The 26516-nt window shown below is 41.3% G+C and carries 22 protein-coding genes and 1 tRNA gene; 5 read left to right on the top strand and 18 right to left on the bottom strand.

Going from position 1 to position 26516, the window contains the following annotated elements; translation table 11 throughout:
- Nucleotides 1-22: 22 nt before the first annotated feature.
- Nucleotides 23-1318, top strand: a complete 1296-nt coding sequence (locus tag HNP77_RS02905; protein ID WP_184651652.1) for a glucose-1-phosphate adenylyltransferase — start codon at nucleotides 23-25, stop codon at nucleotides 1316-1318.
- A gap of 192 nt (nucleotides 1319-1510) precedes the next feature.
- On the opposite strand, the gene HNP77_RS02900 is transcribed toward HNP77_RS02905, so the two are convergent.
- The 8 genes from HNP77_RS02900 to HNP77_RS02865 form a co-directional block, all read right to left on the bottom strand.
- A complete protein-coding gene (locus HNP77_RS02900; RefSeq protein WP_246428863.1) occupies nucleotides 1511-1951 on the bottom strand; it encodes a DnaJ domain-containing protein in 441 nt (146 codons plus the stop codon).
- 12 nt (nucleotides 1952-1963) lie between these two features.
- The gene (locus tag HNP77_RS02895) at nucleotides 1964-3322 is read right to left on the bottom strand and encodes a sigma-54-dependent transcriptional regulator (RefSeq protein ID WP_184651650.1); all 1359 of its coding nucleotides are present in this window, start codon (nucleotides 3320-3322) and stop codon (nucleotides 1964-1966) included.
- Nucleotides 3319-4539 (bottom strand): sensor histidine kinase, encoded by a 1221-nt coding sequence (locus HNP77_RS12480; protein ID WP_184651649.1) that lies wholly within the window; start codon nucleotides 4537-4539, stop codon nucleotides 3319-3321. The genes HNP77_RS02895 and HNP77_RS12480 overlap by 4 nt, the downstream gene beginning before the upstream one ends.
- Nucleotides 4536-5780, bottom strand: a complete 1245-nt coding sequence (locus tag HNP77_RS02885) for a DNA polymerase III (protein WP_184651648.1) — start codon at nucleotides 5778-5780, stop codon at nucleotides 4536-4538. Before HNP77_RS02885 ends, HNP77_RS12480 begins: the two co-directional genes overlap by 4 nt.
- Entirely contained in the window at nucleotides 5780-6253 is a 474-nt protein-coding gene (locus HNP77_RS02880; protein WP_184651647.1) for a CvpA family protein, read from the bottom strand. The genes HNP77_RS02885 and HNP77_RS02880 overlap by 1 nt, the downstream gene beginning before the upstream one ends.
- On the bottom strand, nucleotides 6250-7407 hold the full coding sequence (locus HNP77_RS02875; protein WP_221266507.1) for a UDP-N-acetylglucosamine--N-acetylmuramyl-(pentapeptide) pyrophosphoryl-undecaprenol N-acetylglucosamine transferase: 1158 nt from the start codon (nucleotides 7405-7407) through the stop codon (nucleotides 6250-6252). Before HNP77_RS02875 ends, HNP77_RS02880 begins: the two co-directional genes overlap by 4 nt.
- Before the next feature lie 252 nt (nucleotides 7408-7659).
- Nucleotides 7660-8961 (bottom strand): phosphopyruvate hydratase, encoded by a 1302-nt coding sequence (eno, locus tag HNP77_RS02870; RefSeq protein ID WP_184651646.1) that lies wholly within the window; start codon nucleotides 8959-8961, stop codon nucleotides 7660-7662.
- Nucleotides 8962-9241: 280 nt separating this feature from the next.
- Nucleotides 9242-9314 (bottom strand) — tRNA-Phe (locus HNP77_RS02865).
- Between the two features lie 163 nt (nucleotides 9315-9477).
- Between HNP77_RS02865 and HNP77_RS02860 the strand changes: the two genes are divergently transcribed.
- On the top strand, nucleotides 9478-10596 hold the full coding sequence (locus HNP77_RS02860; RefSeq protein ID WP_184651645.1) for a hypothetical protein: 1119 nt from the start codon (nucleotides 9478-9480) through the stop codon (nucleotides 10594-10596).
- Nucleotides 10597-10603: 7 nt separating this feature from the next.
- Nucleotides 10604-10750, top strand: coding sequence for a hypothetical protein (locus HNP77_RS02855; RefSeq protein ID WP_184651644.1), 147 nt, complete (start codon nucleotides 10604-10606; stop codon nucleotides 10748-10750).
- A 143-nt stretch (nucleotides 10751-10893) separates the two neighbouring features.
- On the opposite strand, the gene flgE is transcribed toward HNP77_RS02855, so the two are convergent.
- The 10 genes from flgE to HNP77_RS02805 form a co-directional block, all read right to left on the bottom strand.
- Nucleotides 10894-12285 (bottom strand): flagellar hook protein FlgE, encoded by a 1392-nt coding sequence (flgE, locus tag HNP77_RS02850; RefSeq protein ID WP_184651643.1) that lies wholly within the window; start codon nucleotides 12283-12285, stop codon nucleotides 10894-10896.
- A gap of 30 nt (nucleotides 12286-12315) precedes the next feature.
- Nucleotides 12316-12777 carry a flagellar hook assembly protein FlgD gene (gene flgD, locus HNP77_RS02845; protein WP_184651642.1) on the bottom strand — a complete coding sequence of 154 codons (462 nt, stop codon included), beginning with the start codon at nucleotides 12775-12777 and terminating at the stop codon, nucleotides 12316-12318.
- Between the two features lie 15 nt (nucleotides 12778-12792).
- Nucleotides 12793-14220 carry a flagellar hook-length control protein FliK gene (locus HNP77_RS02840; protein WP_184651641.1) on the bottom strand — a complete coding sequence of 476 codons (1428 nt, stop codon included), beginning with the start codon at nucleotides 14218-14220 and terminating at the stop codon, nucleotides 12793-12795.
- 41 nt (nucleotides 14221-14261) lie between these two features.
- Entirely contained in the window at nucleotides 14262-14903 is a 642-nt protein-coding gene (locus HNP77_RS02835) for a periplasmic-type flagellar collar protein FlbB (RefSeq protein ID WP_184651640.1), read from the bottom strand.
- A gap of 18 nt (nucleotides 14904-14921) precedes the next feature.
- Entirely contained in the window at nucleotides 14922-16214 is a 1293-nt protein-coding gene (locus HNP77_RS02830; protein ID WP_184651639.1) for a hexokinase family protein, read from the bottom strand.
- Between the two features lie 161 nt (nucleotides 16215-16375).
- On the bottom strand, nucleotides 16376-17545 hold the full coding sequence (locus HNP77_RS02825; RefSeq protein WP_184651638.1) for a hypothetical protein: 1170 nt from the start codon (nucleotides 17543-17545) through the stop codon (nucleotides 16376-16378).
- 4 nt (nucleotides 17546-17549) lie between these two features.
- Nucleotides 17550-18770: a tRNA uracil 4-sulfurtransferase ThiI gene (thiI, locus tag HNP77_RS02820; protein WP_246428843.1), complete on the bottom strand. Its 1221-nt coding sequence runs from the start codon at nucleotides 18768-18770 to the stop codon at nucleotides 17550-17552.
- A gap of 25 nt (nucleotides 18771-18795) precedes the next feature.
- Nucleotides 18796-20646: a hypothetical protein gene (locus HNP77_RS02815; protein ID WP_184651637.1), complete on the bottom strand. Its 1851-nt coding sequence runs from the start codon at nucleotides 20644-20646 to the stop codon at nucleotides 18796-18798.
- Entirely contained in the window at nucleotides 20643-22355 is a 1713-nt protein-coding gene (locus HNP77_RS02810; protein ID WP_184651636.1) for a hypothetical protein, read from the bottom strand. Before HNP77_RS02810 ends, HNP77_RS02815 begins: the two co-directional genes overlap by 4 nt.
- Nucleotides 22356-22387: 32 nt before the next feature.
- The gene (locus tag HNP77_RS02805) at nucleotides 22388-23614 is read right to left on the bottom strand and encodes a glycosyltransferase (protein WP_184651635.1); all 1227 of its coding nucleotides are present in this window, start codon (nucleotides 23612-23614) and stop codon (nucleotides 22388-22390) included.
- Between the two features lie 59 nt (nucleotides 23615-23673).
- On the opposite strand from HNP77_RS02805, the gene HNP77_RS02800 reads away from it, so the two are divergent.
- Nucleotides 23674-24513: a uracil-DNA glycosylase gene (locus HNP77_RS02800; RefSeq protein ID WP_184651634.1), complete on the top strand. Its 840-nt coding sequence runs from the start codon at nucleotides 23674-23676 to the stop codon at nucleotides 24511-24513.
- Nucleotides 24510-26516, top strand: a complete 2007-nt coding sequence (gene priA / locus HNP77_RS02795) for a replication restart helicase PriA (RefSeq protein ID WP_184651633.1) — start codon at nucleotides 24510-24512, stop codon at nucleotides 26514-26516. Before HNP77_RS02800 ends, priA begins: the two co-directional genes overlap by 4 nt.

Genomic DNA, 26516 nt, shown 5'->3' with positions numbered 1-26516 from the left:
AAATCTTGGAGGATTTAATAATATGGCTGAAAAAAAATATGAAGAACCTCGCGTGCTTGCAATCATTTTAGGCGGCGGAAAAGGAACAAGACTTTATCCGCTTACAAAAGAACGTTCAAAACCGGCCGTTCCTTTCGGCGGAAAATATAGAATCGTTGACATTCCTATTTCAAACTGTATCAATTCAGGATTTAAGAAAATCTATCTTTTAACTCAGTTCAACTCAGCTTCACTTCATCTTCACATAATCAATTCGTATAATTTCGACCGCTTCAGCAAAGGTTTCGTTGAAATTCTTGCAGCAGAACAGACTCTGGAACATTCAGGATGGTATGAAGGAACTGCCGATGCAGTCCGCAAGAATCTCGGACATTTCCACCGTCAGAATCCGACTCACTACATAATTCTTTCCGGAGACCAGCTCTATCGCATGGATCTTAAGAAATTCATGGATCAGCATATCGCAAGCGGATCAAATATTACAATTGCAGCCAAGGCCGTAAACAGAAGTGATGCTTCAGGCTTCGGAATCATGCAGGTAAACGACCAGAATCAGATTACTGCATTCATGGAAAAACCAGCAAAGGACCAGAACATCGATGACTGGAAGATTCCTGCAAAATCAAGAACAAAAGACCTTACTCCGGATCTTGAATATCTTGCATCCATGGGTATCTATATTTTTGATGCAGAAACAATGGATGAAATGTTAAACAATGACTTTACTGATTTTGGTAAAGAAATCATTCCAATGGCAATCAAGACAAAAAAAGTAAGTTCATATATTTTCAACGGCTATTGGGAAGACATCGGAACAATCAAATCATTCTACGATGCAACCCTGGATCTTACTACACCGGTACCGCACTTTAATTTCTACGAAGAAGAAAAACCTATCTATACACACATGAGAAACCTTCCTCCAAGCAAAATCAACAATGCTGACATGACGGCTTCTCTTACAAGCGAAGGATGCGTTATCACGAATGCCCGTATTCAGCATTCTGTAATCGGTGTCCGCTCAATCATTAATGAAGGCTGCGATCTTGAAGGCGTAATTATGATGGGTGCAGACAATTACGAAGATGACACAAACAAAGCTTACAATAAAAAGAAAGGCATTCCTAACATGGGTATCGGAAGGGGATGCAAAATCAACAAGGCAATCATTGATAAGGATGCCCGCATCGGAGAAAACTGCTGCATTAACGTAAGCGGAAAACATTATGACGATGGTGATCACGGTCTGTTCTACAGTGCAGACGGCATTATCGTAATCCGCAAGGGTGCAGTAATTCCGGACGGAACCGTTATCTGATATAAGACTTAGGGAATGACCAATAAGTTTACATCCTAGTGTCATTCCGAACTTGTTTCGGAATCTATAGAACTAGATGTGATGTAGATGCTGAAACAAGTTCAGTATGACAATACTTTTTGGACAACCCCAGTGTCTTAACTGTTCCCTAAAGTTTTTAAGTGCTCCTGCATTTTTGAACTTCAGGGATTTTTATTTTAAAGAACTTTCGTTCAAAAGATCTGACAAAAGCCTGAAAGCCTCCACCACCTGTCTTGTTTTTTCCGCAGCTACTTTCTGAACTATCGGCAGTTTTTTATTCTTGTCGGGATGAAATACATTCAGTTTTTCTTTATATGCTTTTTTTAATTCCTCTTCCGTATAATTCCCGTCAAGAGAAAAGAGTCTTAATGCCCTCTCTGCTTCAGCAGAAAATATCTTCTTAACCTTTTTTTTACTTTCTACAGATTTTTTTTCAAATGATGAACTTTTTTTCTTTTTTCCTTTGGGCCAGGTAAAACCGTTTTTATTTTTAAGAGACGAGGCCTGTGTTTCTGTTTCTGTAAACCGTTCAGTTTCTTTCTGCGGCTCAGAAGACTTTACATAGCCGTCCTTAAGAGTCTCATTCAATAATTCTCCCAAACGGTCATACATTGTTTCCAAACTTTACTCTCCTGAATTATCAATTCCCCATTCCGAAAGTTTACGCTGGAGAGTTTTTCTTCCTATGCCAAGAAGATCAGCAGTCTTACTTTTATTGTTACGGTTTGCTGCAAGATTTTCAAGAATGACTGTTTTTTCAGTTTCCTCAAGAGTCTGACCTAAAGGAACTGTTATTACTTCTCCCTCAGATTTTTTTGCAATGCCTGGAGGAAGATCATCAATAGTAATATGATCCCCGGAACACATTACCACGGCACTTTCCATGCAGTTACGAAGTTCCCGGATATTTCCCGGCCAGTCATACTTAAACATAGCAGACTTGGCTTTTGAATCAAGTCCAGTAATATTCTTAGAATTTTCCCTGTTAAACTCATCAAGGAAACTCTGTATTAAAAGAGGAATATCTTCCTTTCTTTCCCTGAGAGGTGGAACATGAATATGAACTACATTCAGCCTGTAATATAAATCTTCCCTAAACCTTCCTTTTTTTACTTCTTCTTCAAGATTTCTGTTTGTAGCAGCAACAACCCTGACGTCAACTTCAATGGTCTGCTCACCGCCTACTCTTTCAAAACGCCTCTCCTGCAACACCCGGAGAATCTTTATCTGCACGCTCTGGTTTATTTCTCCTATTTCATCAAGAAAAATCGTACTGCCGTGAGCAAGTTCAAAGCGGCCTTTCTTTAAATGATCTGCTCCCGTAAACGCACCTTTTTCATGTCCGAAAAGTTCGCTTTCCAAAAGGGTTTCACTTAAAGCAGCACAATGAACGTTTATCATTTCTTTTGCTTTCCGGGAAGAATAATTATGAATTGCCCGGGCAACAAGTTCTTTTCCGACGCCGCTTTCTCCCGTGATAAGGACGCTGGCCCTGCTTTCCGCAACTTTACGGATGGTTTCCTGCATTTTCATTATTGCAGAGGATTTTCCGATCATAGTACTGAAAGCAGATGAATCTTCCACTTCCTTCTTCAACTGCTGGTGCTCAAGACGAAGCTGTCGGTTTTCAAGGGCACGCTTTACAATCATCGTAAGCTGATCAAGATCTACCGGCTTAAGTAAAAAATCATAGGCTCCGTGCCTCATTGCATCTACTGCAGAATTTACATCTCCGTGACCTGTAAGAATAATAACGGGAACCCCTGGAGTCTGGGCAGTAACCCGCTGGAGAACTTCCTCACCGCCCATTCCGTTCATACGGAGGTCACTGATTACAAGGTCAATGTCTCCCTTTGAAACATACTCAAGACCTTCTTCTCCAGAAGCCGCAGTTTTTACGTTATAGTCTTCCAGTTCAAAATTCGCTGCAAGCCCTTCCCGAATATTTTTTTCGTCGTCAATAATAAGAATTGTAAATTTCATTTCTCACCTAAAAGTTTAGTGCTTTTCTGAGGAACCGGAATAGTTATCGTAAACTCAGTTCCCTCTCCGGTTTTAGAATCAACGGAAATATCTCCCCTGAATTCCTTTATTACTTTATATGCCATTGTAAGGCCAAGACCAGTTCCATCAGCCTTTGTAGTATAGTACGGTTCAAAAACATGGGATGCAGTATTTTCATCCATACCGCAGCCGTTGTCAGAAATTTTAAGGGTATACTTTTCTGCATCGCAGAAAGAACTTACGTGAACCAGGCCTTCCTTAACGGAAGCAGATTTTATTGCCTGAAGTGCGTTCTGCAGAATATTAATCAGTACTTCCCTAAAAAGTTTTTCATCAATTAGAATTCTCTGCTGCTTTCTGCAAAGTTCAGTTTTTAATTCAACTCCGTTTTCCTTAAACTGAGGAATAAAAAATTCTACAGTACGTTCCGTAATTTTATCTGCATCTGTAAGTTCCATATTTGAATGAACGGGTCTGACTGCAAAAAGAAAATCAAGAACGATTTTATTCAGGTTTGAAATTTCTTCATTTACCACATCCAGATAGTTTTCCATAAACTTAGGCTGAGGCAAAAGTCCGTCTCCGGTCCTGGCTTTCTTTATCGCCTTCTGCAAAAGCTGAATGTGTATGCTTATGGCACCTAAAGGATTCTTTATTTCATGAGCTACGGATGCCGCAAGATTTGTAAGGCTTGCAAGACTTTCCATGCGGTGAAGAATAATTTCCTGCTGTCGTTTTTCAGTAATGTCATCTATCGTAATTATTGAACCTGTAATTGAAGTACAGACCTTTGTTTTTTCCTGAATATTTTTCTGAACAAGAGGAAGAACTGTTACGGTGACAAACCTTACTCCCGTTTCCAGAGAAAGGGAAAACTCCTCACTCACATTAGTGTTTCTGTTTCTGGAAGAATTTTTAAGAAACTGTGCTATGTCTTCATTTTCTATACAGTCCCAGACATAACTGCCGTCAGAATTTTCATTAGGCCGGTGCTTTAAAAGAAGAAGCCTGTCCGCAGCTTTATTTTTCTGAATCACATGCCAGTCGTTATCAACAATAATAAGACCGGTGGACAGACTCTCAAGTATGGAATGAAGTCCATTGTTTTCAGAATAAAGGGCTTCAATAAGGGAAGTAAGCTGCTCCGGAGAAAGCTTTGTTATCTTGGAAGAAGCTTTCTTAAAAAAATCATTCACTGCAAAGCCTCCCTGAATGCACCGCCGTTTACATGATTTATCTGCATAAGGTTTCTTGAAAGCATTTCCAGTGCACCGGCAGGATTTTCATTATAAACCGTTACATTATTGTACGCTTCTTTTAACTCTTTAAGGATTCCCTCAGAGCATACCGCACCGGCAGGAAAATGAAGGAGTTTTTTCTGTGCCTCAATTATTCCCTCTAAAAAAATCCTGAATATCATTCTCGGCTTAAAACTTCCGCAGACATTGACAATTCCCGCAATATCCGGAACATGGCCGTTGGAAATATCAGCAAAGAAATCTGCCGAGCATTTTCTTACAGTATTCAAATTTACCGGCAGAAAAGAAGAAAGATAAGCATCAATTCCTTCAGGCATTGACTGACTGTAGGAAGGAGTCACATGGAATACCCTTGTAAGGACTTCTTCCTGCTGCTCTTTCGTACGGTTTGAAAAGGAATAGGTTCTGACCCTGGAAAGAATTGTCGGAAGGATTGACGCTCGTCTTGCTGTCGTAAGAATAAACAGAACGTCTTCAGGAGGTTCTTCAAGAATTTTAAGAAGGGCATTCCTAGCACTTTCCTGCATACGGTCTGCATTTTCTATAATCAAAACTTTTTTCCCGTGTGCTGCACTTAAATGCGCCCAGGAAGAAAAATTACGGATCTGAGAAACAGGCAGCGATTCATACAGAAAAGAAGTTTCAAGTTTTTCGCAGTTTTTTTCTATGTCATCAAGAATGCCTCGTAACTCCTCTTCTTCAGGAAGTGTACGTCCGGGATTCAGAAGCTCAAGATCTTCATCAATAGACTGAACTAAAGGAGAAAATTTTGAAAGTTTATCTTCCCCTTCCCATAGAACAGGAGAAAAGCGGGCCGTAAGTTTTCTGACTGCACGTACATAAAAATATCTGCTTGACTCAAGATGACTGGAATTCTGCAGGTATTGAGTAAGAAGGGATTTTTTTGCAGCAGCTATTTCCAGAGTGCGGTTTCCGGCTCCGAGAAGAAGCATGTTCTGAGAGACAAGAGCTTTATGCCTCAAACAGCTTTCGCAGGTACAGTTCCACTCACCTTTTGGAGTTCCCCTGCAGGACAAAACCCTGGCCAGTTCAAGGGCTGCAGTTGTTTTTGCAGAAGATGAGGGACCGTAAAAAAGAATGGAACGGGGAAGCCTGTCTTTTGCAATGTCTTCAATAAGAAGATCCGCAGCATTCTGATATAAAACATTTTCAAACATTACTTTGTCACCTTAGGAATATGAACTTTCGGAAATGAAACAAATTTTCCGACCATATGATATGAATGTGATTCCTTTACCCCTTCATTAAATTTCTGTTCCGGTATGATTGAAATCACAAAAATAATCATTATCACAAGGGCAATTCCTTCTGCAAACCCGAAAAGCACTCCAAGAATTCTGTCAAGGGACCGGAATATTTCTCCTCCGAAAACCTTATTGACCAGCTGCTGAAAAACCTTAAGCATAAGGAATACAAGTATAAAAATAATAAGAAAAGCAAGTATGAGGACGGCAGCATCTGATTTTATGAATTCAGCAAGATAAACGGCAAGTTTCTTGTAAAAAAATACCGATACCCATATTGCAGCTACAGGAGCTCCCATACCGAATACAGAATTAATAAAACCTTTTATCAGCCCCATCATCATGCAGAAAAAAACTACAAGGAGAAAGATTATATCGTAAGTCAAGAACGGACCTCCGAAAGAATGATTGTAGCAATTTCAAGTGCACTTTTACGGCTGCACATGGAAAGGGCGGATTTTCCGTAAGAGTCCCGCACTTCTTTTTCAGAAAACTTTTCTACGCCTTTACGAAGATTTTCTGCAGTTGCATCTTCACCTGCAAGAACGACGGCAGCACCGTTACTTTCAAAATAACGGGCATTATCAACCTGATCCCCTCTTGTTCCGGCTCCGCATAAAGGAATAAGAATCATAGGCTTTCCGCAGACAGCACATTCCCATAAAGAATTGGCACCTGCCCTGGCAACGATTACATCCGCACTTTGAATTACAGCCGGCATTTCTCCGTAAATAAAGGCATAAGGCTTGTAACTGTCATCTCCCGAAGCCATGATGTCAGGATTTTCTTCTGCAAAAGCCTTACCTGTCTGATGAACGACAATAAAACGTTCCTTTAAATACTCAAGTTCAGAAACAATAAGGGAATTAACCTGAGCAGCTCCAAGACTGCCCCCGAGAACCAGAAGTACAGGCTTTTCATGATTCTCCGAAATTCCAAGAAATTTTAATCCATCAGTTTTTCTGTCTTCATAAAAAACCGGTCTTACAGGATTACCGGTTACAAGGCATTTTGAGGCAAGTGCGCCCTTTAAGTATTTTTTTGTATCTTCATAAGAAACAAAAATATTTTTTGCCCGTCCGGCATTAAGCCGTGTCGCAAGTCCCGGAGTAAAATCACATTCATGAGTAAAATAAGGAATTTTAAGCAAAGCCGCAGCCCTGCAGGGAGGAACACTTACAAAACCGCCCTTAGAAAAAAGGCAGTCCGGTTTAAGCTTTAATAAAACGAATATGGATTTTATAAAACCAAAACCTATTTTAAAAAGATCAAGAAAATTTCTGAAAGAAAAATACCGTCTGAGTTTTCCGGAAGGAATTCCGATGAATGAAGTTATGCTTCCGCCGCAGGATACAAGATTCTTCTCAACGATTCCCCTGTCCATGCCGGAAGAATTTCCCATCCAGTAAAGCTCTATCTTTTTACCTTCTTTCTCAGCAAGAACCTTAAGTTCATCAGCAACTGCAATTCCAGGATAAATATGGCCGCCTGTTCCGCCGCCTGCAAATACTATTTTTATAATGTCATTGTTTTTTTTCATAACTGCAAAACCTTTTTGAGACTCACAGTATAAAGCTTAATGCAGAAAATTTCTATATATGGAATACGTCAAGTCAAGGCACGCTAACGCTTAAAGCCTTGACTTCGCCGTTTTGAGGGTTTGTACTACCCCCTCAATAAAACTGCAGCAAATAAAAAAAGCTGCCGGAAAAGAACTGAAGTGAACCGCACTTCACTGTAATTCTCCTCTGACAGCCCTGAAGAACATCACGGGGAATTTCACCCCGAAAATTTATTTTTTAATATTATATGCACCAAAACCAGGATAACAGGCACTGTCCCCCAGTTCTTCCTCAATACGGAGAAGCTGATTGTATTTTGCAACACGTTCCGTACGGCTTGGAGCACCTGTTTTTATCTGACAGGTATTAAGGGCAACTGCAAGATCTGCAATCGTAGTATCTTCAGTTTCACCTGAACGGTGTGAAGAAATTGCCGTATAACCTGCCTTATGTGCCATTTTAATTGCCTCAAGAGTTTCAGAAACCGAACCGATCTGATTAAGCTTTATGAGGATTGAATTTCCTGCTCCAAGTTTAATTCCTTTTGCAAGGCGTTCAACATTAGTTACGAAAAGGTCATCACCTACAAGCTGAACCTTATGGCCGATTTTTTGAGTCATCTTTACCCAGCCTTCCCAGTCTTCTTCATCAAGACCGTCTTCAATTGAAATGATAGGATACTTGTCAACAAGTGCTTCCCAGTGAGCAATAAGTTCATCGGTCGTAAAATCTTTTCCTGATTTTGGCTGATGATAGAAACCTTTGCCTTTAGGAGATTTCCATTCAGAAGAAGCTGCATCCATTGCAATCATAAAATCCTTTCCAGGTTCATAACCGGCAGCCTTAACAGCTTCAAGAATCTTTTCAATTGCCTCTTCATCACTCTTAAGTTTGTTAGGAGCAAAACCACCTTCATCGCCTACAGCGGTAACATCCCCCATTTCCTTAATAAGGGCCTGAAGCTTGTGGAATACTTCCGTACACCAGCGAAGGCCTTCTTTGAAGGAAGGAGCTCCTGCAGGCATAATCATGAATTCCTGAGTATCAACGGCAGAATCTGCATGAGCACCGCCATTAAGAATGTTCATCATAGGAACAGGAAGTTTTGTTCCCTGAACACCGCCTAAAAAGCGGTAAAGTGGAATCTGGAGTGAATAACTTGCAGCCCTTGCACAGGCAATTGATACGGCAAGAATTGCATTTGCACCAAGTTTAGACTTATCTTTTGTACCGTCAGCTTTAAGCATGGCAGCATCAACGGCATAAGTGTCAGCAGCATCAAGCCCTGTTACCGCAGAGTTAATTACTGTATTTACATTGTTTACAGCTTTAGAAACTCCCTTTCCGCCGAACTTTGACTTATCTCCGTCACGAAGTTCAAGAGCTTCAAATTCTCCGGTAGAGGCACCGCTTGGAGCTGTACCTAAAGCAACGGTTCCGTCTTCAAGATGAACTTCTGCTTCTACAGTAGGATTACCGCGGGAATCAATAATTTCCCTTCCGATTACTTTAACGATTTTAGTGGATTTCATATTTCCTCCGTTATTTTATAATTAGTTATCACTAACTTATATTAGCATTATCTAACTACAAAAAGCATTTTTATTCAATAGAGTTTAAGGTAACCGCCCTTAAGTTTTATCAAAATATGGTGAATTATAAGAAAAATAAAACCAGCCTTAAAGAACCGGATAAAAGCAGCAGTTCAAACAGAAATTACGGCAGAACGCCTGAAACTACGACTGCCAGTATAAAACATTAATTAAGTGGGATTTAAATAAAAAAAACCTTCCGGAAATCGGAAGGTTAACATGCCAGCGGTCAGAATCGAACTGACGACATAAGGATTTTCAGTCCTCCGCTCTACCAGCTGAGCTACACCGGCAAGTGATGAGTAGAATATATACTTTGCTAAAAAAAATGTCAACAGCAATTTAAGAATTTTATCAATTTTTTTTACTTAATTTTTTTGCATTGATTTTTTACGGCGTACGCAATACACTTTTATATTATAGGCGGTTTTCCGTCTTTTACCTTTAGGAGGATATATGAAATTTACTAAATCGATTATTGCAGTTTCTGCTGCAGCACTGCTCTCAACCTCTGCATTTGCACAGACAGAAATATCTCTTACAGATCTTGCAAGTAATTTAGGTATTACAGATTTTTCAACAGAAGGCATCAACAACGGTATGGATGAATTCGGCAAGAGTCTTCTCGTTGCAGCACCACAGTCTTCCGTTCAGCAGAATGTATGGGCTGACGCTTACATCGGAAAATTCTTTCCGTCTCTTCCACCTCACTTTGGAGTAGGTCTTTCATTAGGCGGAACAAAGCTTGACATGAGCGGTCTTAAGAATGCTGCAAGCGCAATGGAAAAAACAGTAGCATCTGTTGTCGGCAGCAGCAATGTTGACTTCGGAAAGATTCCATCAAGTTTCTTCCTTCCTACACTCAGCATTGATGCACGCATCGGTGGCGTAATACTTCCGTTTGACGTAGGATTCAGTTTCATGATGACAAATCCTTCCCTTACAGGAGTAGATTTCAGTGATCCTGATTCTATAAAAGATGCAAGCCAGGCAATGAAATTCAACTGGATGGGCTTTGACGGTTCCCTTGATTACATAACTCTCGGTCTTGACGTACGCTATCCTATCTGGGAAGGAAACCTTGTTCTTCCAAAAATCTCTGTAGGTGCAGGTTACGTATACACAAGAGGACAGGTAGGCGTAAAATCATCTGAAGGCAGCACAAAAGCAAACCTTGACCTTTCTTACAGCACGCACGTTATCTTTGCTGAAGCACAGGTTTCTAAAAACTTCCTTCTCGCAACAGTATTTGCAGGCGGAAGAGCTCTTCTGTCAAACACAACAACTTCATGGGCATGGGATGTTTCCACCACATATAACTATTTAGGAACAGCTTACACTGTTTATGAAGAAGGCAGCGGTTCCCGCACTGCAAAAGGAAAGAGTGCAAGCTATGAACATGGAAAATTTGACTTCTCAGGAATTCAGCCTCAGCTTTATGCAGGTGTAGGCCTCAACTTCCTTGTGTTCCAGGCAACAGCAAACATCTGTGCTGACGTAAGATCCTTCATGGATTCTGACAACTACGACAGCGCACTCTGGAGCGGAGCTCTGAGCTTCCACGTAAAACTTTAATATGACGATGAGTTTTAACAGCTGGACAGAATACGATGACTGGCTTATCGCAAACTATCAGGATTTTGCAATATACAAAGTCAATGAAAATAACGGTAAAATAGAAATCGAATACTGTACCAAGGAAGAATTTGAAAAAAACAGAAAAGACTGATTTCTGTTTTTATACTATCCGGTCTTAAGACAGTTTTGTTTTAAGACCGGATTTTTTTTTACTTAAGTCATAATAAAAAAAATACCCCGGCTTCAGTTAAGAAACCGGGGTCTGACGACTAAGATAATAACCCTACGTTAGGATTAGCGCTTAAGATTAATGATTGTCTCAAGCATGGAATCACCTGTCTGAATAGTCTTTGCATTTGATTCAAATCCACGCTGTGTAACAATCATGTCGGTAAGCTGTTCAGAAAGGTCAACGTTTGACATTTCAAGTGTTCCGGAAATCATACTTCCCTTTCCTGCAGTACCGCTTTCACCAATGTTTGCCATACCTGAGTTAATGCTTTCTACGTAAGTATTATCACCCTTCTTTTCAAGACCGCCCTGGTTTGTAAAGCTTGCCATTGCAATCTGACCGATTGTACGGGTAGAACCGTTAGAATAAACTCCGGTAATGATTCCGCTGTTGTCAATTCTGAAAGTATCAAGATAACCGAGTTTATATCCGTCCTGGAAATTTGCCTTTGTTGTAGACTTGGAAGCACTCTGGGTTACAGTGTTTTCCATGCTGCCGATTGTTCCAAGATTAAGGTTAAAAGTCTGACGGTACGGATTTCCGTCTGCGTCAGGATTTGCATCAGCTACTTCAAATGAAGTCTGAAGAATAATTTCTCCCTGTTCATTAGAAACGTTTCCGGCACTATCCATTACTGATACAAGTTTACCTGTATTGTCAAAATTAAGGGTATAGGTATTTTCTACACCGTCTGTAGTTCCCATTCCGATACGTGTGTTTGTATTGAATTCTCCGTTAGGATCTACATCTACTGTTACAGTCCACTGATTTGGATTACCCGGAACCTTACGGAAATTCATTGCCATGATATGTTCATTTCCGAAGCTGTCATAAATCTTTACAGTTGTTGGCCAGGTTCCGTTTTCAATCTGTTCGTCAGTAGGATTTTCCGGAATCTCAGGCATGTTCTTGTCAAGGTTACAGAAGTAGTGAACATTTTCTGTTGCATGAGGAGGATCTTTCTGACCTACAGGAATTACAAGATCAGTAGGAGTTGCTGAAGTGCGTACAACCTGCTGTCCGTTTACATTCTGAGCCATCCATCCCTGTACGCGAAGTCCGTTTCCAGGATTAACAAGAGTTCCGTTGGAATCAACACCAAATACACCGGCTCTTGTATAGAAAGTCTCATCTCCGTTTTTAAGTACAAAGAAACCGTTTCCGGAAATGGCAATATCAGTCGTATTACCTGTAGACTGAAGGTTACCCTGGGTAAAAATCGTATCAATAGTTGCAACACTCATACCCAGTCCAACTTCTTTAGGGTTAACGCCGCCAAGCTCTTCCTGAGGTTTAGATGCACCTCCGATCTGCTGGCTGATCATATCCTGAAAGCTGACGCGTCCTTTCTTAAAACCGTATGTATTAACGTTGGAAATGTTGTTTCCGATTACGTCCATACGTGTCTGATGATTCTGCAAACCTGAAACACCAGCATAAAGTGATCTCATCATATAACTACCCTCTTTATTTATTTACTCTAATCATTCACCGTAAACAGCGGTTATCTTTTTCATATCGTAATACATGTTGTTAACCTTTACCTGAGGATTACTTCCATAAGTAACGGCATCAACAGTTCCGCTTACAACAGCACCATTAAGGTCTATATCAACAGTCTTTCCGATTGTTCCTACAGCCTGTGAAGAAACCAGCATTGAATTCAGTTTTGAAAATTCCTGATTCATGTTTGTCATCTGCTCAAGGGAAGAAAACTGTGCCATCTGTGCAATGAACTCAGTATTTTCCATTGGCGATGTAGGATCCTGATTTGTAAGCTGGGCAATCAGAAGTTTAAGAAAATCATCTTTTCCTAATGACTGACTTACCTGTCTGTCTCCGATGGTATTTTTCTTGTTTTCAAAATCCACCGTCATGTCTAATGCAGAAATTTCTTCCGGGGACATTCTGGTATTCAGACTTACTGTCTCATTGTTAACTGCCATGTATTACTCCTAAAATTATGCAACCACGTCTACTCTGGAATCACCGGTATCATAATACCTGCTGTCCGTTGAAGAAGAATCATTTTCTACAGGAACAAAGCGGGAATACGCCCTGTTCGAAAGAAACTGATTCATCTGCTGCTGAGGGTTCTGCTGCCCGGCAAAAGCTCCACTCTGTGAATTATCTGCAAAGCTTAGTTCAAACTGCGCATTTTCAAATCCACTCTGCTGGAAAGCCTGCCGCAAAGTATCGAGATTCTCCTTGAAGGCCTCGAATGCTTCTTTTGTGGCAACGACAATCTGCCCTGTAATTACTTTATCGGAAAGTTGAAGGCTGACCTTAACATTTCCTAAGCTCTCCGGCTTAAGAATCATGTTTATCGAGCCGCTGGTATTATCCCTGAGAACAATATTTCCTGCTTTTACGAATTCAGGAGCATTATGCTGAATGGTCTGGGAAAGCATCTGCTGAAAAGTAGATCCGTCAGCTGCAGCAGCCTGTGAAGTAGAAGATGTAATATTCTGAGCGGCATGCTGCTGACCCAGGTTAAGAGTCATATCAACTGAGGAAGAATCCTTTTCTGAAACTTTTATTTTAAGGGGTGAAGCTTCTTCTAAAGCGGCAGCTTTTTCATCATTACTGCGGTTATCGAAAACAGTAAAAACTCCGTCTTTCTTCTGTACCCCGGTCTTAAGCCCCTCTGCCAGAACATCTTCACCTTCAGCAGCTTTATCATCTGCAGCATTCAGGTTAAAAGGCATAAGGCTTTCTTCTGAGATTTCAGAAGCCATCACATTTTCATTAACCTGTTCCGCCATTACAAGAAATTTATCAGGATTTTCAAGAGAAAGATTCTGGGCATTATTTAAAAGTTCCTGAGTCCTGTCACCTGCTACAAAATCTTCAGCATTATCTATAAGAGATTCAAAATCATCTGTTTTTTTTGTCTTATAAAGAAAATCAATCTGTGCACTGCTAAGATTTAATCCTTCATCTTCTGAAACATCAGTATTATTTACAGACATTTCAGGCATAAGGTTTTCTGAATCAGGAATTACATCAGATGTATCTGATGCTGGAAGTACAGATTCAACAAAGAATGATGCATTCTGGGAAATTTCTTTTTCGACAGTGTCCTGAACTTTTCCGTCATCAGGGAAGTCTGCTTTTCTGGATATGGAACGTTCTTTTTCAGAAGAGACCTCTTTCCGGCTTTCTTCACCGGAGACATCCTTCTTTACCTTCCTGTCAGCGGCAGGACTTTCTTTCTGAACAGTACTTTCGGTAACGTCTTTCTTTTCCATTGCAGACGAAATTTCAGAAAGCATTTCAGAAAAACCTGAACTGACGTTTTTTTTCTGTAGAGATTTTGTACCGGGTGCATTTACACTGAGAATTTCAGACTTTTCTTTAGGTGCTGAAATAACCGCTAGGTTCTGCATTCTGGCCTCCGTGTTTATTTAAGAACCGAAGGCCGCATTCCCTATTCCAGATTGGCGGGTTTTACAACCAGAAGTCTGGCAAGTTCGCCTGAGATATTCTTAGGCATGAGGCTGAGCCAGTAACTTACGTTAGAAGCCGTACCGTCACGTTCTGCAATATCATCAGCTGCACGAAGGACATCAACAACATACTGTTTGTCCGTACTGCACATTTCAACAAGAATATCTACTGCCTTTGCAGGAGCCATTCCGTTAAACTGCGAAACCAGCTGTTCGATTCTTATATATTTATCATCGTATTTTTTTACACGGTTGTTGAATGTTTTTTTCTCTTCTTCAAAGGCAAGCCGTTCATCTTCCAGTTCCTGAGCCACAAGAATATTAGCCTGTTCCTTTTCTGCCGCATCTGACTCACGTTTTGAGAGGGCTTCTTTTTCAAGATTAAGGGCTTGAGCTCTTTTTTTAAGGATATCGTCGTCTTTATCAAAAAGTTCCAGATCATCAAGACCGGAAACTGAGCGGGAAGTCTGAGGTGCAAGACCTATGAGCCTGTACAGCGGAGCAAAAACTGACTTTGCCTGTATTACGCCCAAAAAATCGAACCAGAGTATTCCGAAAAGAGAAAGAATAATAATCAAAATAATCAATAGCAGCGATTTTAATAAAGCCTTTTTTGCACCCATAGAACTTCCTGAATAAAATTACTGACGGAATGCACCTATAGCAGTTCCGAAAGTGATGTCATTATCTTTTTCGACAATTTCAAAATAAAGATTACGCTGTTTTACAAGAACTTCTTCAAGATAACCCTTTACACGGTCATAAACCTTATAAGTTTTAAAGAAAGTCGTACCGTTGCACAGAAGACATACAGGTTCAATAGAAGATGTTCCTTTGCCGCTTTTTACGACACAGGCCGTAAGGATTGCAGCTGCAAGACGGGCACAGCGTTCTGCCACAGCATCCAGAAGATCAAAAAGAATCTCGTAATCCTGTGGTGTGGCACTCTCAGAAGCGATTTTTCCGAGAACACAAGAATCACTATAAGGTCCGTGAAGGAATTTATCAACCTCAATAAGTGTAAGGTTTTCAAGGGAAAGGAGTTTTTTTGCAAAATTCTCAGAAAAAAGACCTTCCTTTGCCGCACACATAAGCATTTCATAAGAAACAGGTCCAAAATATGCACCGGAACACTGTTTTTCAAGAATTGAAGTTCCAGGTTTCTGGCTTTTAGCATCAAAGGCCCTGTCAAAATCAGAAGACGGAAGCTTTATGAATTTTCCGCTCTCACATACAACAATCTGCTTTTTTACTCCAGGATAACAGTCACATTCACTCTGAATATACGCACCGTTCATACCGGTTCCAAGAATAAATCCTACGTAAGAAGAATATTTCTTTCCTGAAGCACAGCCTGCAGCTCCGGCAAGAAGGGCCGATACAGTATCATTCATGAGGACAACATCAAGATTATTTTTCCAGCCGTGTTCCTTAAGAACCTTTTTAAGTTCAGCGCCTACATGACAGCCGTTAACTTCAGGAGCCTTTACTTCCTTTGCAAAACCGATAAGAACGCCGTCTCCGTCTTCTGTAATGGTCATAGGATAAGAAAAACAGAAACCGATATGATTAGCCTTATCCTTTAAATGCTCAAGATTAGCTGCAAACTGATCAAAAAATTCTTTTTTTGAAAGTTCCCTCTCAACTCCAGGCATCTTTGTTTTTTCCATTTCGGAGATTGAAGGATTGCCCTCAGCGTCAAAAGTAACAAGGCAGGAACGGAAATTAGTTCCACCGGCGTCAATTACGATAACAGTCTTATTAACAGGTGAATGCTCAGGAGGATTGGAATAAGTAAGAATCATGTCCTGTCCGGCCGGTCTGCGGCAGAGACCCTCGTGCATGTCATAAAGAATTGATTCAGCAACGGTATTAATGTCAATGTGATGTTGAAAATTGTGAGCGCCTAAAAAGGCCTGTGCGGCTCTGTTCATAAAAACTCCCTTTTTTATATACGTATCAATGAAGACTGAAATATCTGAACTTCATAAAATACCCGTATATAATACACCATTTCAGCATGTTTTCTCCACACTTTTTTTACTGTTATGTCAATTTTTTTTAAATTTTTTTAAGAATTCTTAAAGAATAAAATCTATTTTCCCAAATCCTGCATGCGCCGGTTCCAGTCAGAAGGAGGATCTTCAATAATGCTCCAGTCAAAATCAAGGATGCCGTGAGGAGGAAAGAGAGGTTTACGGGGCAATGGAGGTCTGGACGCATCTTTTTCAAGAATCTGCTCAAGAGTCATCGTACCGTCAGTTCGGGTCAGATAAGGTTTTCCGAAAGCACATAATGTAGACGTCATAAATGAATCTTCCCCGCCGTCATCAGATTCTCTGGTTATTTTTACGGAATTAAGGGTATATTCAAAAGGAAAATCCTGGCTTTTCTCAATATTCCGTATCTTTGTTCCCCTTCCGTTTACGCAGGTATAGACTTTTCCACCGGAAAGAAGATGTTTCGGAACGGAATAGGTTTCATTCCCATCAGAAAATACGGCAAGTACCGAAGGTTCATATTCCATGTCCGTTCGCCAGTACCTTATGTGATATACGGCATTTTCCGTAACAAAATAAGAAACAAGTTCTTTCTTCAGCACTGGAGGACTTATAAGAATTCCGGAAGCACTGCCTGCATCCTGCCAGAAACCGAGAACAGGATTTGATTCATCTTCAGGAGAATAGGTTTTTATTACGAAATCAAGATAAATATTGTCCCCTATTACACATACCGGAACATGATACTTATCACCGTAGCCCTCATATTTTATCTCAAGATCCCAGGCACCACTGCTTGCAGTCCCCGCCGAATAGATATTTCCGTTCTCATTGATTACGTCAAGACCGTACTCCCGGGGAAAAAGCTGCTGGGTAAGAGGATGATAGGTCACTGAATTTTCCTGAGCCTTAGCCTGAGGAGTAACGTCATTTACATTCCTCTCATGAGACTGCGTATACTCAGAACTTTCCTGAGCCCTGTCATCATAAAGCCCGTAAAACACCCTGAGGACTATCTGAGGAACTGAAGAATCCGGAGCAGAAAGATAACCTGTATCAAATACAACATAACGGTTTTTATTTGACCAGATTCCCTTCAGCAGCAGAGGAACTGTATTTTCAGAAGTCTGCGCAGGTTCCTCAAAAAGCGGTTCTGCTTCCACAAAGGTTCCCGGAACCTGTGCTGCAGGATGAACCGTAAGAACCAGGGCGGCTGCAGGAATGAGGATTTTTTTTAATGCAGCAGAAAATCTGAAAAAAAACACTTACTTACTGTCCAAACTGTTCCTTTATTGAATCCTGAATTGAAAAATGAATTATCTTACGTTCGTCAAATGCTTTCTGAACTAATTCATCAATTTTCATCTCATCATAAATTCTCTTAGCTTCTTCTACAGGAGCCCTCAGAACAGGATGGCGCGGACTGAAAAGAACACAGCAGTCTTCATAAGGAAGTATGGAAATCGGATAAGTTCCCAAAAATTCAGCAGTGTTAATAATTTCTTCTTTATCAAGTCCTATAAGAGGTCTGTACAGAGGATATTCTGCAAAACTTTCCGTACAGGCCATATTTTCGTTGGTCTGACTTGCAACCTGACCGAGGCTTTCTCCTGTAATTATTGCCTGGGCACCTGTTCTTGGAGCCAGAAGATTTGCACACTTCATCATGCAGAGTCTGAGCATGAGGGTTGAATAGTTTTCCGGAGAATGAGACTTTATGTGCATCTGAACCTGAGTAAACGGAATGACATTCAGATAGGTTTCTACTCCGAACTGACCTATTATTTTTGCAAGATCCTCAACCTTTTTCTGAGCTTCTTCAGATGTATAAGGATATGAATGAAAATAAATACAGTCCACTTTCATTCCCCGGCGCATCATGCGGTAACCGGCAACAGGACTGTCTATTCCTCCGCTTAAAAGAAGAAGTCCCTTTCCGCTTACTCCAACAGGAAGTCCACGGCAGGTCTTTTTCTGAGCACAGTAAACATAGCACTTATCCCGAACTTCCACATTTATTACAGCATCAGGATGATGAACATCTACTGCAAGAGTATTATCATCAAAAAGTACCCCTGCTGCCTGGATGGCAATTTCATAGGAGTTCAATTCAAAAGCTTTATCTTCACGCCTTGCATCAATCTTAAAGGACTTTGCCCCTGAAGCCTTTGCAGCCAGACCTTCTTCCCTGACGGCAGCCTTAATGGCATCTATTGTTTTTTCTACACAGCGAACCTTAGCCCAGCCTGTTATTCCTATAAGGTGATCAAGGGCATATTCAACAGCAGCACAACACTCTTCCTTACATGCAATATAGAGTCTTCCGGAAGAAAGCCACATTTTTGCAGGAAGTCCTGATAAAGCATACTTTACATTAGTTAAAAGCTGCTTTTCGAAAACTTTGACATTGGAACCCTTTAGAGTAAGTTCTCCAAGTTTTCCGAGATACATCTGGTTGTATACTTCAAGATTAACCTGATTATTTTTCATTAACGTAATTCCCTAAACAGCTGAATTAAAAACGATAGCAGAATCCAACCGTAACATAATTGGAAAGTCTGTTGACAAGCCCTGATTTCCATTCATCCTTAAAGATGTTTACAAGGTCAGAAACACTGCCGTCTACTGTCTCAGTATCAGAATATTTTTTACCGTCATAAAGATAAACTCCTTCTGATTCTTCCTTTACAAGTCCGCCCGGATACATATTGTTATCAACACCATAATTATGCATATATTCAAACATATAACCAAATTTTAAGGAAAGACTATGACCTTTCTTTGAAGACGGGAATTTATATTCCGCATCTGCTCCAATCTGAATTATATACATCTGATTATCCTGAGAAAGAAAGTTCAGATGATTCCATGCAGTATCAACATGATCTCCGGAACTGTCTCCGTCAGCAGATTCATACATGGAATGCTGTCTGTAACTTCCGTCTGTAGCATACACCCCTGCATCTGCAAGAAGATAGCGGAGAGCTTCCTCATCCGTAAGGCTTTCGCTTACATTTCCATGGCGAAGGTAATTCGTATGAACGGAAAGCTTAAGGTTATGACTCTTCAACGGGCTAAAAGTAATACTCATGTTTATGGCATCAGAATTAGGAGGAATGTTTGCTCCCATCTGAATGCCGGAATTGCTGTAATCCTGATAGTTAATGGTGCCGGCTCCGATTGAAGCAACACTGTCTGAATCATACTGCCAGTGACTGTACGTATAAGGAGTTACAAGTGTATAATTAAGGCTGAGGGCGTCACAAAAAGAATTTGACGGAGTATACAGAAGTCCCGTCTGAAATGCGATTCTGTACTTTGCGTCAACGTGAAGCTTTACGATATCATTGACAGAAAAATCATCTACGTAAATATCTGTAGTCCAGAGAAGTTCATTATACGGGCGGACATCAAACCTCAGTCCCATCTGAAGATTATCAGAACAGCCGCCTACCCCCTGGGCAACCATGTAAGGAACAGGAAGAGCATAGCTTAAATCAAACCTGTGTCCGTACACGATTGATTCATAATACGCAACTTCAAGAAAGCTGAAAGGCTTGAACGAAATCTGATGAAAGGCAAGAACCTTATTCGGGTTAAGATTATCTCCGTTATAACTGGAAGTAGCTCCTATTACGGAAAGCTGCTGGGCATAAGTTACCAGGTCTCCCATATATGTAAAAGAAATGTTTCCTGAATGATAGGTTGAATCATTAAGGGCAAGTCCCTGTCCTATAAAATTGCCGTAACCACTCCGGTAAATTCCAGCCTGAAGGTAAAGATTATTATACCCCACAGTTATTACATTATCTGCATCAAGATAAACCTTTGCAGGACCTACAGAGGCAGGATCCTGAATTGAATCATGTTCCGAGCGGTAATATACAGGAAGAAAATCCAGTTCATTTTCTGAATTTCTTGCTGTAAAGCCGAGTTTATATCCCATGGAAACAAAATCATCCTTAAAAGAAAGGTCTCCCTGAACTGACGGATAAATACTGAGAAGCTTGTTGGTTCCGGAATCCAGTTCCTCATTACCGTCATCAGTAATGTCATGAACAACATTCAGAGTACTTGAAAGTTCCACATGATAATTTTTTCCGGTAAGTTCCTCGTACAGGCGGGAAGCAATAAGGAAATCCCCGTCTGATACCCCGTCATCCTCAGTCTTTTCAAGAACGGATGTAAGAATCTGCTTGATTTTAGACACAGGATAAGGACGTAAAGGAGGCAGTTCCTCTACATAGCCCCGTAAATACCATTCCTGAGCATAAGAATAAAAATCATGCTGAGGATTTACACTCATCTGGGCAAAAATCTCAGCTGCAATAAAAATGCTGAGAATAAATACTAAAAACTTTTTCATTTAAAAAGGAACTCCTTCAGCTTTATGCTGGTAACGAACGCAAATTCAGGACCATATTCAAAATCGCCCTCGTTATTATCATGGTTGAATATAAATGTAAATGCTCCCTGAACGGTAAACTTTACGGCAGAAGAAGCACACAACGTTCCCCTGAGGCTCATTCTGTTTACATATTCAGGAGTACCGGACGGACAGGTAAGGCTCTGCTGTTTTTTTGCAACAGCTCTTGCATCCTCTCCATATTTTTCATTATAAGGATCCGGATAAACCCATTCTTTAGGATCACAGACAGTGTCAACTCCGCCCCAGTCAAGAGCTTCCGTAAAGATATTCGTTCCGGAATATTCCCCCCTGGCCATGAACAGATAAGAACCTGTAACGCTCCATCTGTCAGGAACTTCGTAACCGGCATTAAGTTCCCCGGCAATGGTATCAGGACCAAAAGGAGAACCTACCCATTCATAAAAGACAGCCATGTCTCCTATGTTTTCCGCATATGTACGAACCATACTCCAGTTAGGATCTTCCTTTACATACATGTACGGATCAGCCCAGTAGCCTTCAAGCCATGCATGGAAATATCCGTTTCTGCAGGGAATGTAAGCTTCCGCACCTCCCTGAAAACCAAGTCCGTTAGGAGTACAGTCCGTAGGCCAGTTTTCAAGTTCATAGGGAGTCTGATACTGAGTCATGGCAAACATTCCGTAAAACCTGAGATATTTTACCGGAACAACATTAAGTTTAAGGGCAAGATAGGCACATACATTTGTTTCCGAGTCATCCTCCTCCGGCTGATAATCCCTCCACGGACTCATGCCGTGATATATCGTAAGGGGATTAAGGAACCTGAGTTCCATCGGAGCATAAACAAGTACGCTCTCCTGTGCCATAAATGAAATCTTCTTAAAAAATCTGGCTTCAAGCCGGTGTGTATACATGTACTTGTCTACATTGAACTGAGTAACATTCATGTTGTAACGGAAATCCCTGCTGTAAAGCTCAAGATTAGCCCATGAAGTACCGGTAAGGTATTCACTCATTATGACGCTTCCAGTAAGCGAGCGTCCCACACTCTGGGTTCCGGTACCAAGCCTGAAATTAACTCCTGCATCATCAGTAAATGAGTATCCGGTAGAAAAATAACCGTTATCAGGAAAATTAACGTCAACAGCGCCGGCTTCCAGAGGAATGTTCACATAATTATCGTCATGGGCCATAACCCCCTTGTTCTGTCTGAAGGCAAGGTCCATCTTCATGGTAAACCAGTCACCGCCCTGAACTGCAAAAGGAACCTTTACAAAATCCCTGCGCTCATACCTGTCATATACATAATCAAGGTCATCATTGGCCTTATAATAACCCTCAATGTTTACTTCAGGTTCAAAAGTAAGGGAAAAAACAGAGGCATTGAAAGCAATATTCTTCTCTCTGGTATAGGAAAGCACGCGGTCAAACTCTTTTTTGCCTGTATCTGAAAGAGAATCATAATCCGCTTCCATAAGAAGAGACCTGATTTCAAAAATGGAAAGGGGCGAACTGTCACTAAAATCAATTCTACCCTGCTCAAGAGAAATTTTTGCAAGAGAATCATAAACCCAGTGTCCGCTTTCAAGAAGTTCCTGACTTCCCCTTACGGCAGAGGGTACCTCAAATGCCCGGGCCATAATTCCTGAAATAAAAAGCAATGCTGCAATAAAACTTTTTTTCATTTTTCCACCATATTTTTTTCTGTGTTTTTATTTTAACGGGAAACGCTTTCTACGGCTTTCTTCAGCATCTCAGAAGTTACTTTTCTCGGAAAAGTCTTCATTACGAGTTCATAAAAAGCAAGAGTCCGCCTTCCGTGTATGTCAAGGGTAAAGGATTCAGAAACTTTTTTAGCTTCTTCCCCCATCTTTTTCATAAGTTCAGTATCCTCAAGCAGCTTCAGTATCTTATCCTCCATCTGCCTGTCAGTATCCGCGTAATAACCGTCCTTTCCGTCAAATACAGTATCAGAAAAACTAGTGTCCCTGCGGCATACCACCGGTTTTGCTGATACCAGGGCTTCAAGAATGGTCATGGAGTGCATTTCAGAAAGGGATGCCGTAACGAACAGGTCACTTATGTCGTAGTACATGTACAGTTCAGTCCAGTCAATGAATCCCGTAAATATTATTCTGGAAGAAAGTCCTTCATTCCGGCACTGTTCCCTTAAAGGTTCTTCCATTGCTCCGGAACCAACAAAAAGCATCTTTATGCCGTCCTTTTTCTGTACGACATGCTTCATTATCTCATAAAGTTCCTTAAGGCGTTTTTCCTCCACTATGCGGCCCACATAGAGCACGACCCTGTCCCCTTCCTGAATACCCAGTTTTTTCCTTAAGGCAGTCTTTTCTTCTTCAGAACAGCTGCGCTGAGAAAACCTGGAGGCATCAATGGCATTGGGAATTACTGCACTTGGAGTCTCCGGAAGCATGAACGGCTGCTTAAAATAATTTCTGGCCTTTTCCGATACGTTTATGAATGCATAGAAGCGCTTGTAAAGAACGCGGACTATTTTTCTGATTGCTTTTTTAGGAATGACTTTTCCGATTTTAAGATAATAACGGTAATAATCCTCCCACATTGTATGGGTAGTTGCAATTACCGGTATCCCAAGTTTTTTTCCCGCAACGGTAGCACAGTGTCCGACAAAAAATTCCGTGTGGGCATGAATAAGCTGAACATTATGTTCCTTCAGGAAAGCAACAACCTTATGCCTGGAGGGAATCCCTATATACTGATGATTTCCGTAAACTGTCTTTATCGATTTTACTCTGAGGACGTTCTTTTCTTCCGGGGCATCTTCATCAATTTCATGACAATTGACTGTTATCACTACAACGTTATGCCCGTATTCCTCTAATATCTTTTTTAACTGTACCACAACAGTAACTATTCCGCTTTTTGTAGGCAGATAGCTGTCGGTAAACAATGCAATGTTCATAAAGATAATTTTAACTGATTATTGAGTTTACGACAATATATGTGTAAAATGTCATCCTAATGAAAGCAGCTGAAAAAGAAAGAATCTACGAATTACTCAAAAATGCATCATCATGGGTCTGCGGATGTACAGCTCCGGAATTTAAAGGAGAAATTCCGCCTTTTGAAGACGATTTTGAAGAAATAATTGAATCTCCGGCAAAAAATATACACTCACAGCCCGTTGAAAATAAAGCTCCTGTCCGTGAAGCCAGTAATAATCCTCAGTCTGCGCCATCTCAGAAACAGGATCAGGAGGAGCAGAAACTTCCGGCACTGAATTCAAAAATAAGAAGCTGCACAAACTGCATTTTAAGCCGCACCTCTGCAATTCCATTTCCCGGAAACGGCGTAAACAATCCTGCCGTGCTGGTAATCGGAGAAGCCCCGATGGAAGACCGGGAAAAGAACCTGCTGTCCTTTGCAGAAGAAACAGACGTCCTTCTTTCAAAAATGCTGTCTGCAATAAACCTTTCCGTACGGGCAAACTGTTTTGTTACGACATCCGTAAAATGCCTGCCTCCTCAAAACCGTTCACCAATGAAAGATGAACAGGATGCATGCTACGGATTTTTACAGGCCCAGATATGCTATTTAAAACCTTCCGTAATACTTGTTATGGGAAGAACCAGTGCCCAGCACATGCTGAAAACTGACCAGATAATCAACAGCATCAGGGGAAAATTCCATGACTTCAACGGAACTCCTCTTGCAGTAACCTTCTCTCCCCAGCAGGTACTTCAGGATGCCGGCCTTAAGCGTCCCGTATGGGAAGACCTTAAAATGGTCAGGGCAAAGCTTCAGGAAATAAAGCCGGACTATGACGCTTCATTCAGAAACATGATTTCAGGACAGAAATGAAACAGCGTTTTATAGATGTAGTCCTTAACGTTCCCCTTGACCAGACCTTCATCTACAGAGAGCCTGAATGCTCAGAAAACGAAACTCCTCCGGAAGACGTATTCGGACGCAGGGTTGAAGTCAGGTTCGGAAACAGAAAACTTACGGGATTTGCAGTCAGAAGCTACGATGAATATCCGCAGGAATGCGGTGTTCCCCTTGAAAAAATAAGAAGTGCCGTAAAATGGACGGACGAAGAACCTTTACTTACTCAGGAACTGTACTCAATCGCACAGTGGATGAGAAAATACTATATCTGCACCATAGGAGAATGCGTTTCCGTTATGGTTCCCTCAGGAAAAAGGGAAAGTTCTGAAGCAGGATTTGCCTTTTCTGATGATGAATCGAGTTTTGAAAAAAAAGAACTCAGCGAAGAACAGAAAGAAGCTGTAAGGGGAATAACCGGGGATAATCCGAAACTTTTCCATTATCTTTACGGAATGACCGGCAGCGGTAAAACGGAAGTATTCCTGACAGCCGCAGAAAAAAAACTGCAGGAAGGTAAAGGCGTTATTTATCTCGTTCCGGAAATAGGACTGACTCCTCAGGTTGTCAGGGCTGTAACAAAACGGTTCGGAAATACGGCAGCCGTACTGCACTCATCCCTTACGCCAAGCCAGAGACTTGCCCAATGGAACCGCATACTCAAAAAGGAAGCAAGAGTCGTTATAGGAGCAAGAACGGCGGTTTTTGCACCTGTTCCGGATCTGGGAATGATAATAATCGATGAGGAACATGACTCTTCATACAAATCAGGTTCTTCACCGCGATACCATGCCCGTCAGGTAGCCATGTTCCGCAGCCTTAAGAATAAGATTCCGCTGGTTATGGGGTCAGCAACCCCTTCTGTAGAAAGCTGGCATTCAATGCAGCAGGGAACAATCATAAAACACACCCTTACAAGAAGACTTGCGGGAGGAAGCCTTCCTGCAATAAAAACCGTAAACTTAAGCCTTCAGAAACAGAGCCAGAACTGCATTTCAGGCGAACTTGAACAGGAAATCAGGGAAACACTCAAAGAAAAGAAGCAGGTCATTCTTTTTCTCAACAGAAGGGGCTTTACACATTTTTTCAGGTGCAACAGCTGCGGCTACGAAATCAAATGCCGGCAGTGCTCCGTAAGCCTTACTTACCATAAAAGTGAAAACCGTCTCAGATGCCATTACTGCGGATACAGCATACAGCCGCCTCAGCAGTGTCCGAAATGCGGTTCCCTTGACGTCGGATATTTCGGATTCGGAACGGAATACATAGAAAACACGGTACGGGTAAAATTTCCCAATGCCAGAATCATCAGGGTTGATACGGACTCCCTTAAGAAAAAAGGCGAGCTGGAAGAAAAAATAGATGCCTTCAGAAAAGGCGAATATGACATTCTGCTTGGAACACAAATGGTTGCAAAAGGATTGAATTTTCCAAACCTTAAAACTGTAGGCGTAGTGCTGGCAGACACTTCACTGCACCTGCCGGATTTCAGGGCCGGAGAAAAAACCTTTGCCCTGCTTACACAGGTTGCAGGACGGGCAGGAAGGTTCTCCCCTGACGGAAAAGTAATAATACAGAGTTACAGTCCTGACCGGGAAGCCGTAAAACTGGCCGCTGAAAACGACATTGAAACTTTCTACAGAAATGAACTTGCAGAAAGGCAGATGCTGTCTTTTCCACCCTTCAGCAGGCTTCTGCGCCTCGTATTCAGGTCTCAGATAAAAGAAGAAGCGGAAAATACCTGCAGGCAGGCAGCTGTGATTCTGAATGAAATGACAGACGAAAATACTCCTGCTGATATTCTCGGACCTGCAGAATGCCCTCTTGTCATGGTATCCGGCAACTACAGATGGCAGCTTCTGCTCAGGAGCCGTAAGGCGGAAGTCCTGCAGAAACTGGCTTCTGCACTTATAAGGCAGTACGCCCCTCCAAGAAATGTCTATATTGAAATCGACATGGATCCCGTAAGCATGATGTAA

The organism is Treponema rectale (genome assembly GCF_014202035.1).
GTDB classification, from domain to species: domain Bacteria; phylum Spirochaetota; class Spirochaetia; order Treponematales; family Treponemataceae; genus Treponema_D; species Treponema_D rectale.
The sequence above is the reverse complement of the archived record's forward strand: the minus strand, read 5'-3'. Positions and strand labels throughout refer to the sequence as shown.

Excerpts from the sequence above, each read along its gene's own strand:
- HNP77_RS02905 (WP_184651652.1), top strand. The coding sequence starts at position 23 with ATGGCTGAAAAAAAATATGAAGAACCTCGCGTGCTTGCAATCATTTTA.
- HNP77_RS02900 (WP_246428863.1), bottom strand. The coding sequence starts at position 1,951 with ATGTATGACCGTTTGGGAGAATTATTGAATGAGACTCTTAAGGACGGC.
- HNP77_RS02895 (WP_184651650.1), bottom strand. The coding sequence starts at position 3,322 with ATGAAATTTACAATTCTTATTATTGACGACGAAAAAAATATTCGGGAA.
- HNP77_RS02885 (WP_184651648.1), bottom strand. The coding sequence starts at position 5,780 with ATGTTTGAAAATGTTTTATATCAGAATGCTGCGGATCTTCTTATTGAA.
- HNP77_RS02875 (WP_221266507.1), bottom strand. The coding sequence starts at position 7,407 with ATGAAAAAAAACAATGACATTATAAAAATAGTATTTGCAGGCGGCGGA.
- eno (WP_184651646.1), bottom strand. The coding sequence starts at position 8,961 with ATGAAATCCACTAAAATCGTTAAAGTAATCGGAAGGGAAATTATTGAT.
- HNP77_RS02860 (WP_184651645.1), top strand. The coding sequence starts at position 9,478 with ATGAAATTTACTAAATCGATTATTGCAGTTTCTGCTGCAGCACTGCTC.
- HNP77_RS02855 (WP_184651644.1), top strand. The coding sequence starts at position 10,604 with ATGAGTTTTAACAGCTGGACAGAATACGATGACTGGCTTATCGCAAAC.
- flgE (WP_184651643.1), bottom strand. The coding sequence starts at position 12,285 with ATGATGAGATCACTTTATGCTGGTGTTTCAGGTTTGCAGAATCATCAG.
- flgD (WP_184651642.1), bottom strand. The coding sequence starts at position 12,777 with ATGGCAGTTAACAATGAGACAGTAAGTCTGAATACCAGAATGTCCCCG.
- HNP77_RS02840 (WP_184651641.1), bottom strand. The coding sequence starts at position 14,220 with ATGCAGAACCTAGCGGTTATTTCAGCACCTAAAGAAAAGTCTGAAATT.
- HNP77_RS02835 (WP_184651640.1), bottom strand. The coding sequence starts at position 14,903 with ATGGGTGCAAAAAAGGCTTTATTAAAATCGCTGCTATTGATTATTTTG.
- HNP77_RS02830 (WP_184651639.1), bottom strand. The coding sequence starts at position 16,214 with ATGAACAGAGCCGCACAGGCCTTTTTAGGCGCTCACAATTTTCAACAT.
- thiI (WP_246428843.1), bottom strand. The coding sequence starts at position 18,770 with ATGAAAAATAATCAGGTTAATCTTGAAGTATACAACCAGATGTATCTC.
- HNP77_RS02815 (WP_184651637.1), bottom strand. The coding sequence starts at position 20,646 with ATGAAAAAGTTTTTAGTATTTATTCTCAGCATTTTTATTGCAGCTGAG.
- HNP77_RS02810 (WP_184651636.1), bottom strand. The coding sequence starts at position 22,355 with ATGAAAAAAAGTTTTATTGCAGCATTGCTTTTTATTTCAGGAATTATG.
- HNP77_RS02805 (WP_184651635.1), bottom strand. The coding sequence starts at position 23,614 with ATGAACATTGCATTGTTTACCGACAGCTATCTGCCTACAAAAAGCGGA.
- HNP77_RS02800 (WP_184651634.1), top strand. The coding sequence starts at position 23,674 with ATGAAAGCAGCTGAAAAAGAAAGAATCTACGAATTACTCAAAAATGCA.
- priA (WP_184651633.1), top strand. The coding sequence starts at position 24,510 with ATGAAACAGCGTTTTATAGATGTAGTCCTTAACGTTCCCCTTGACCAG.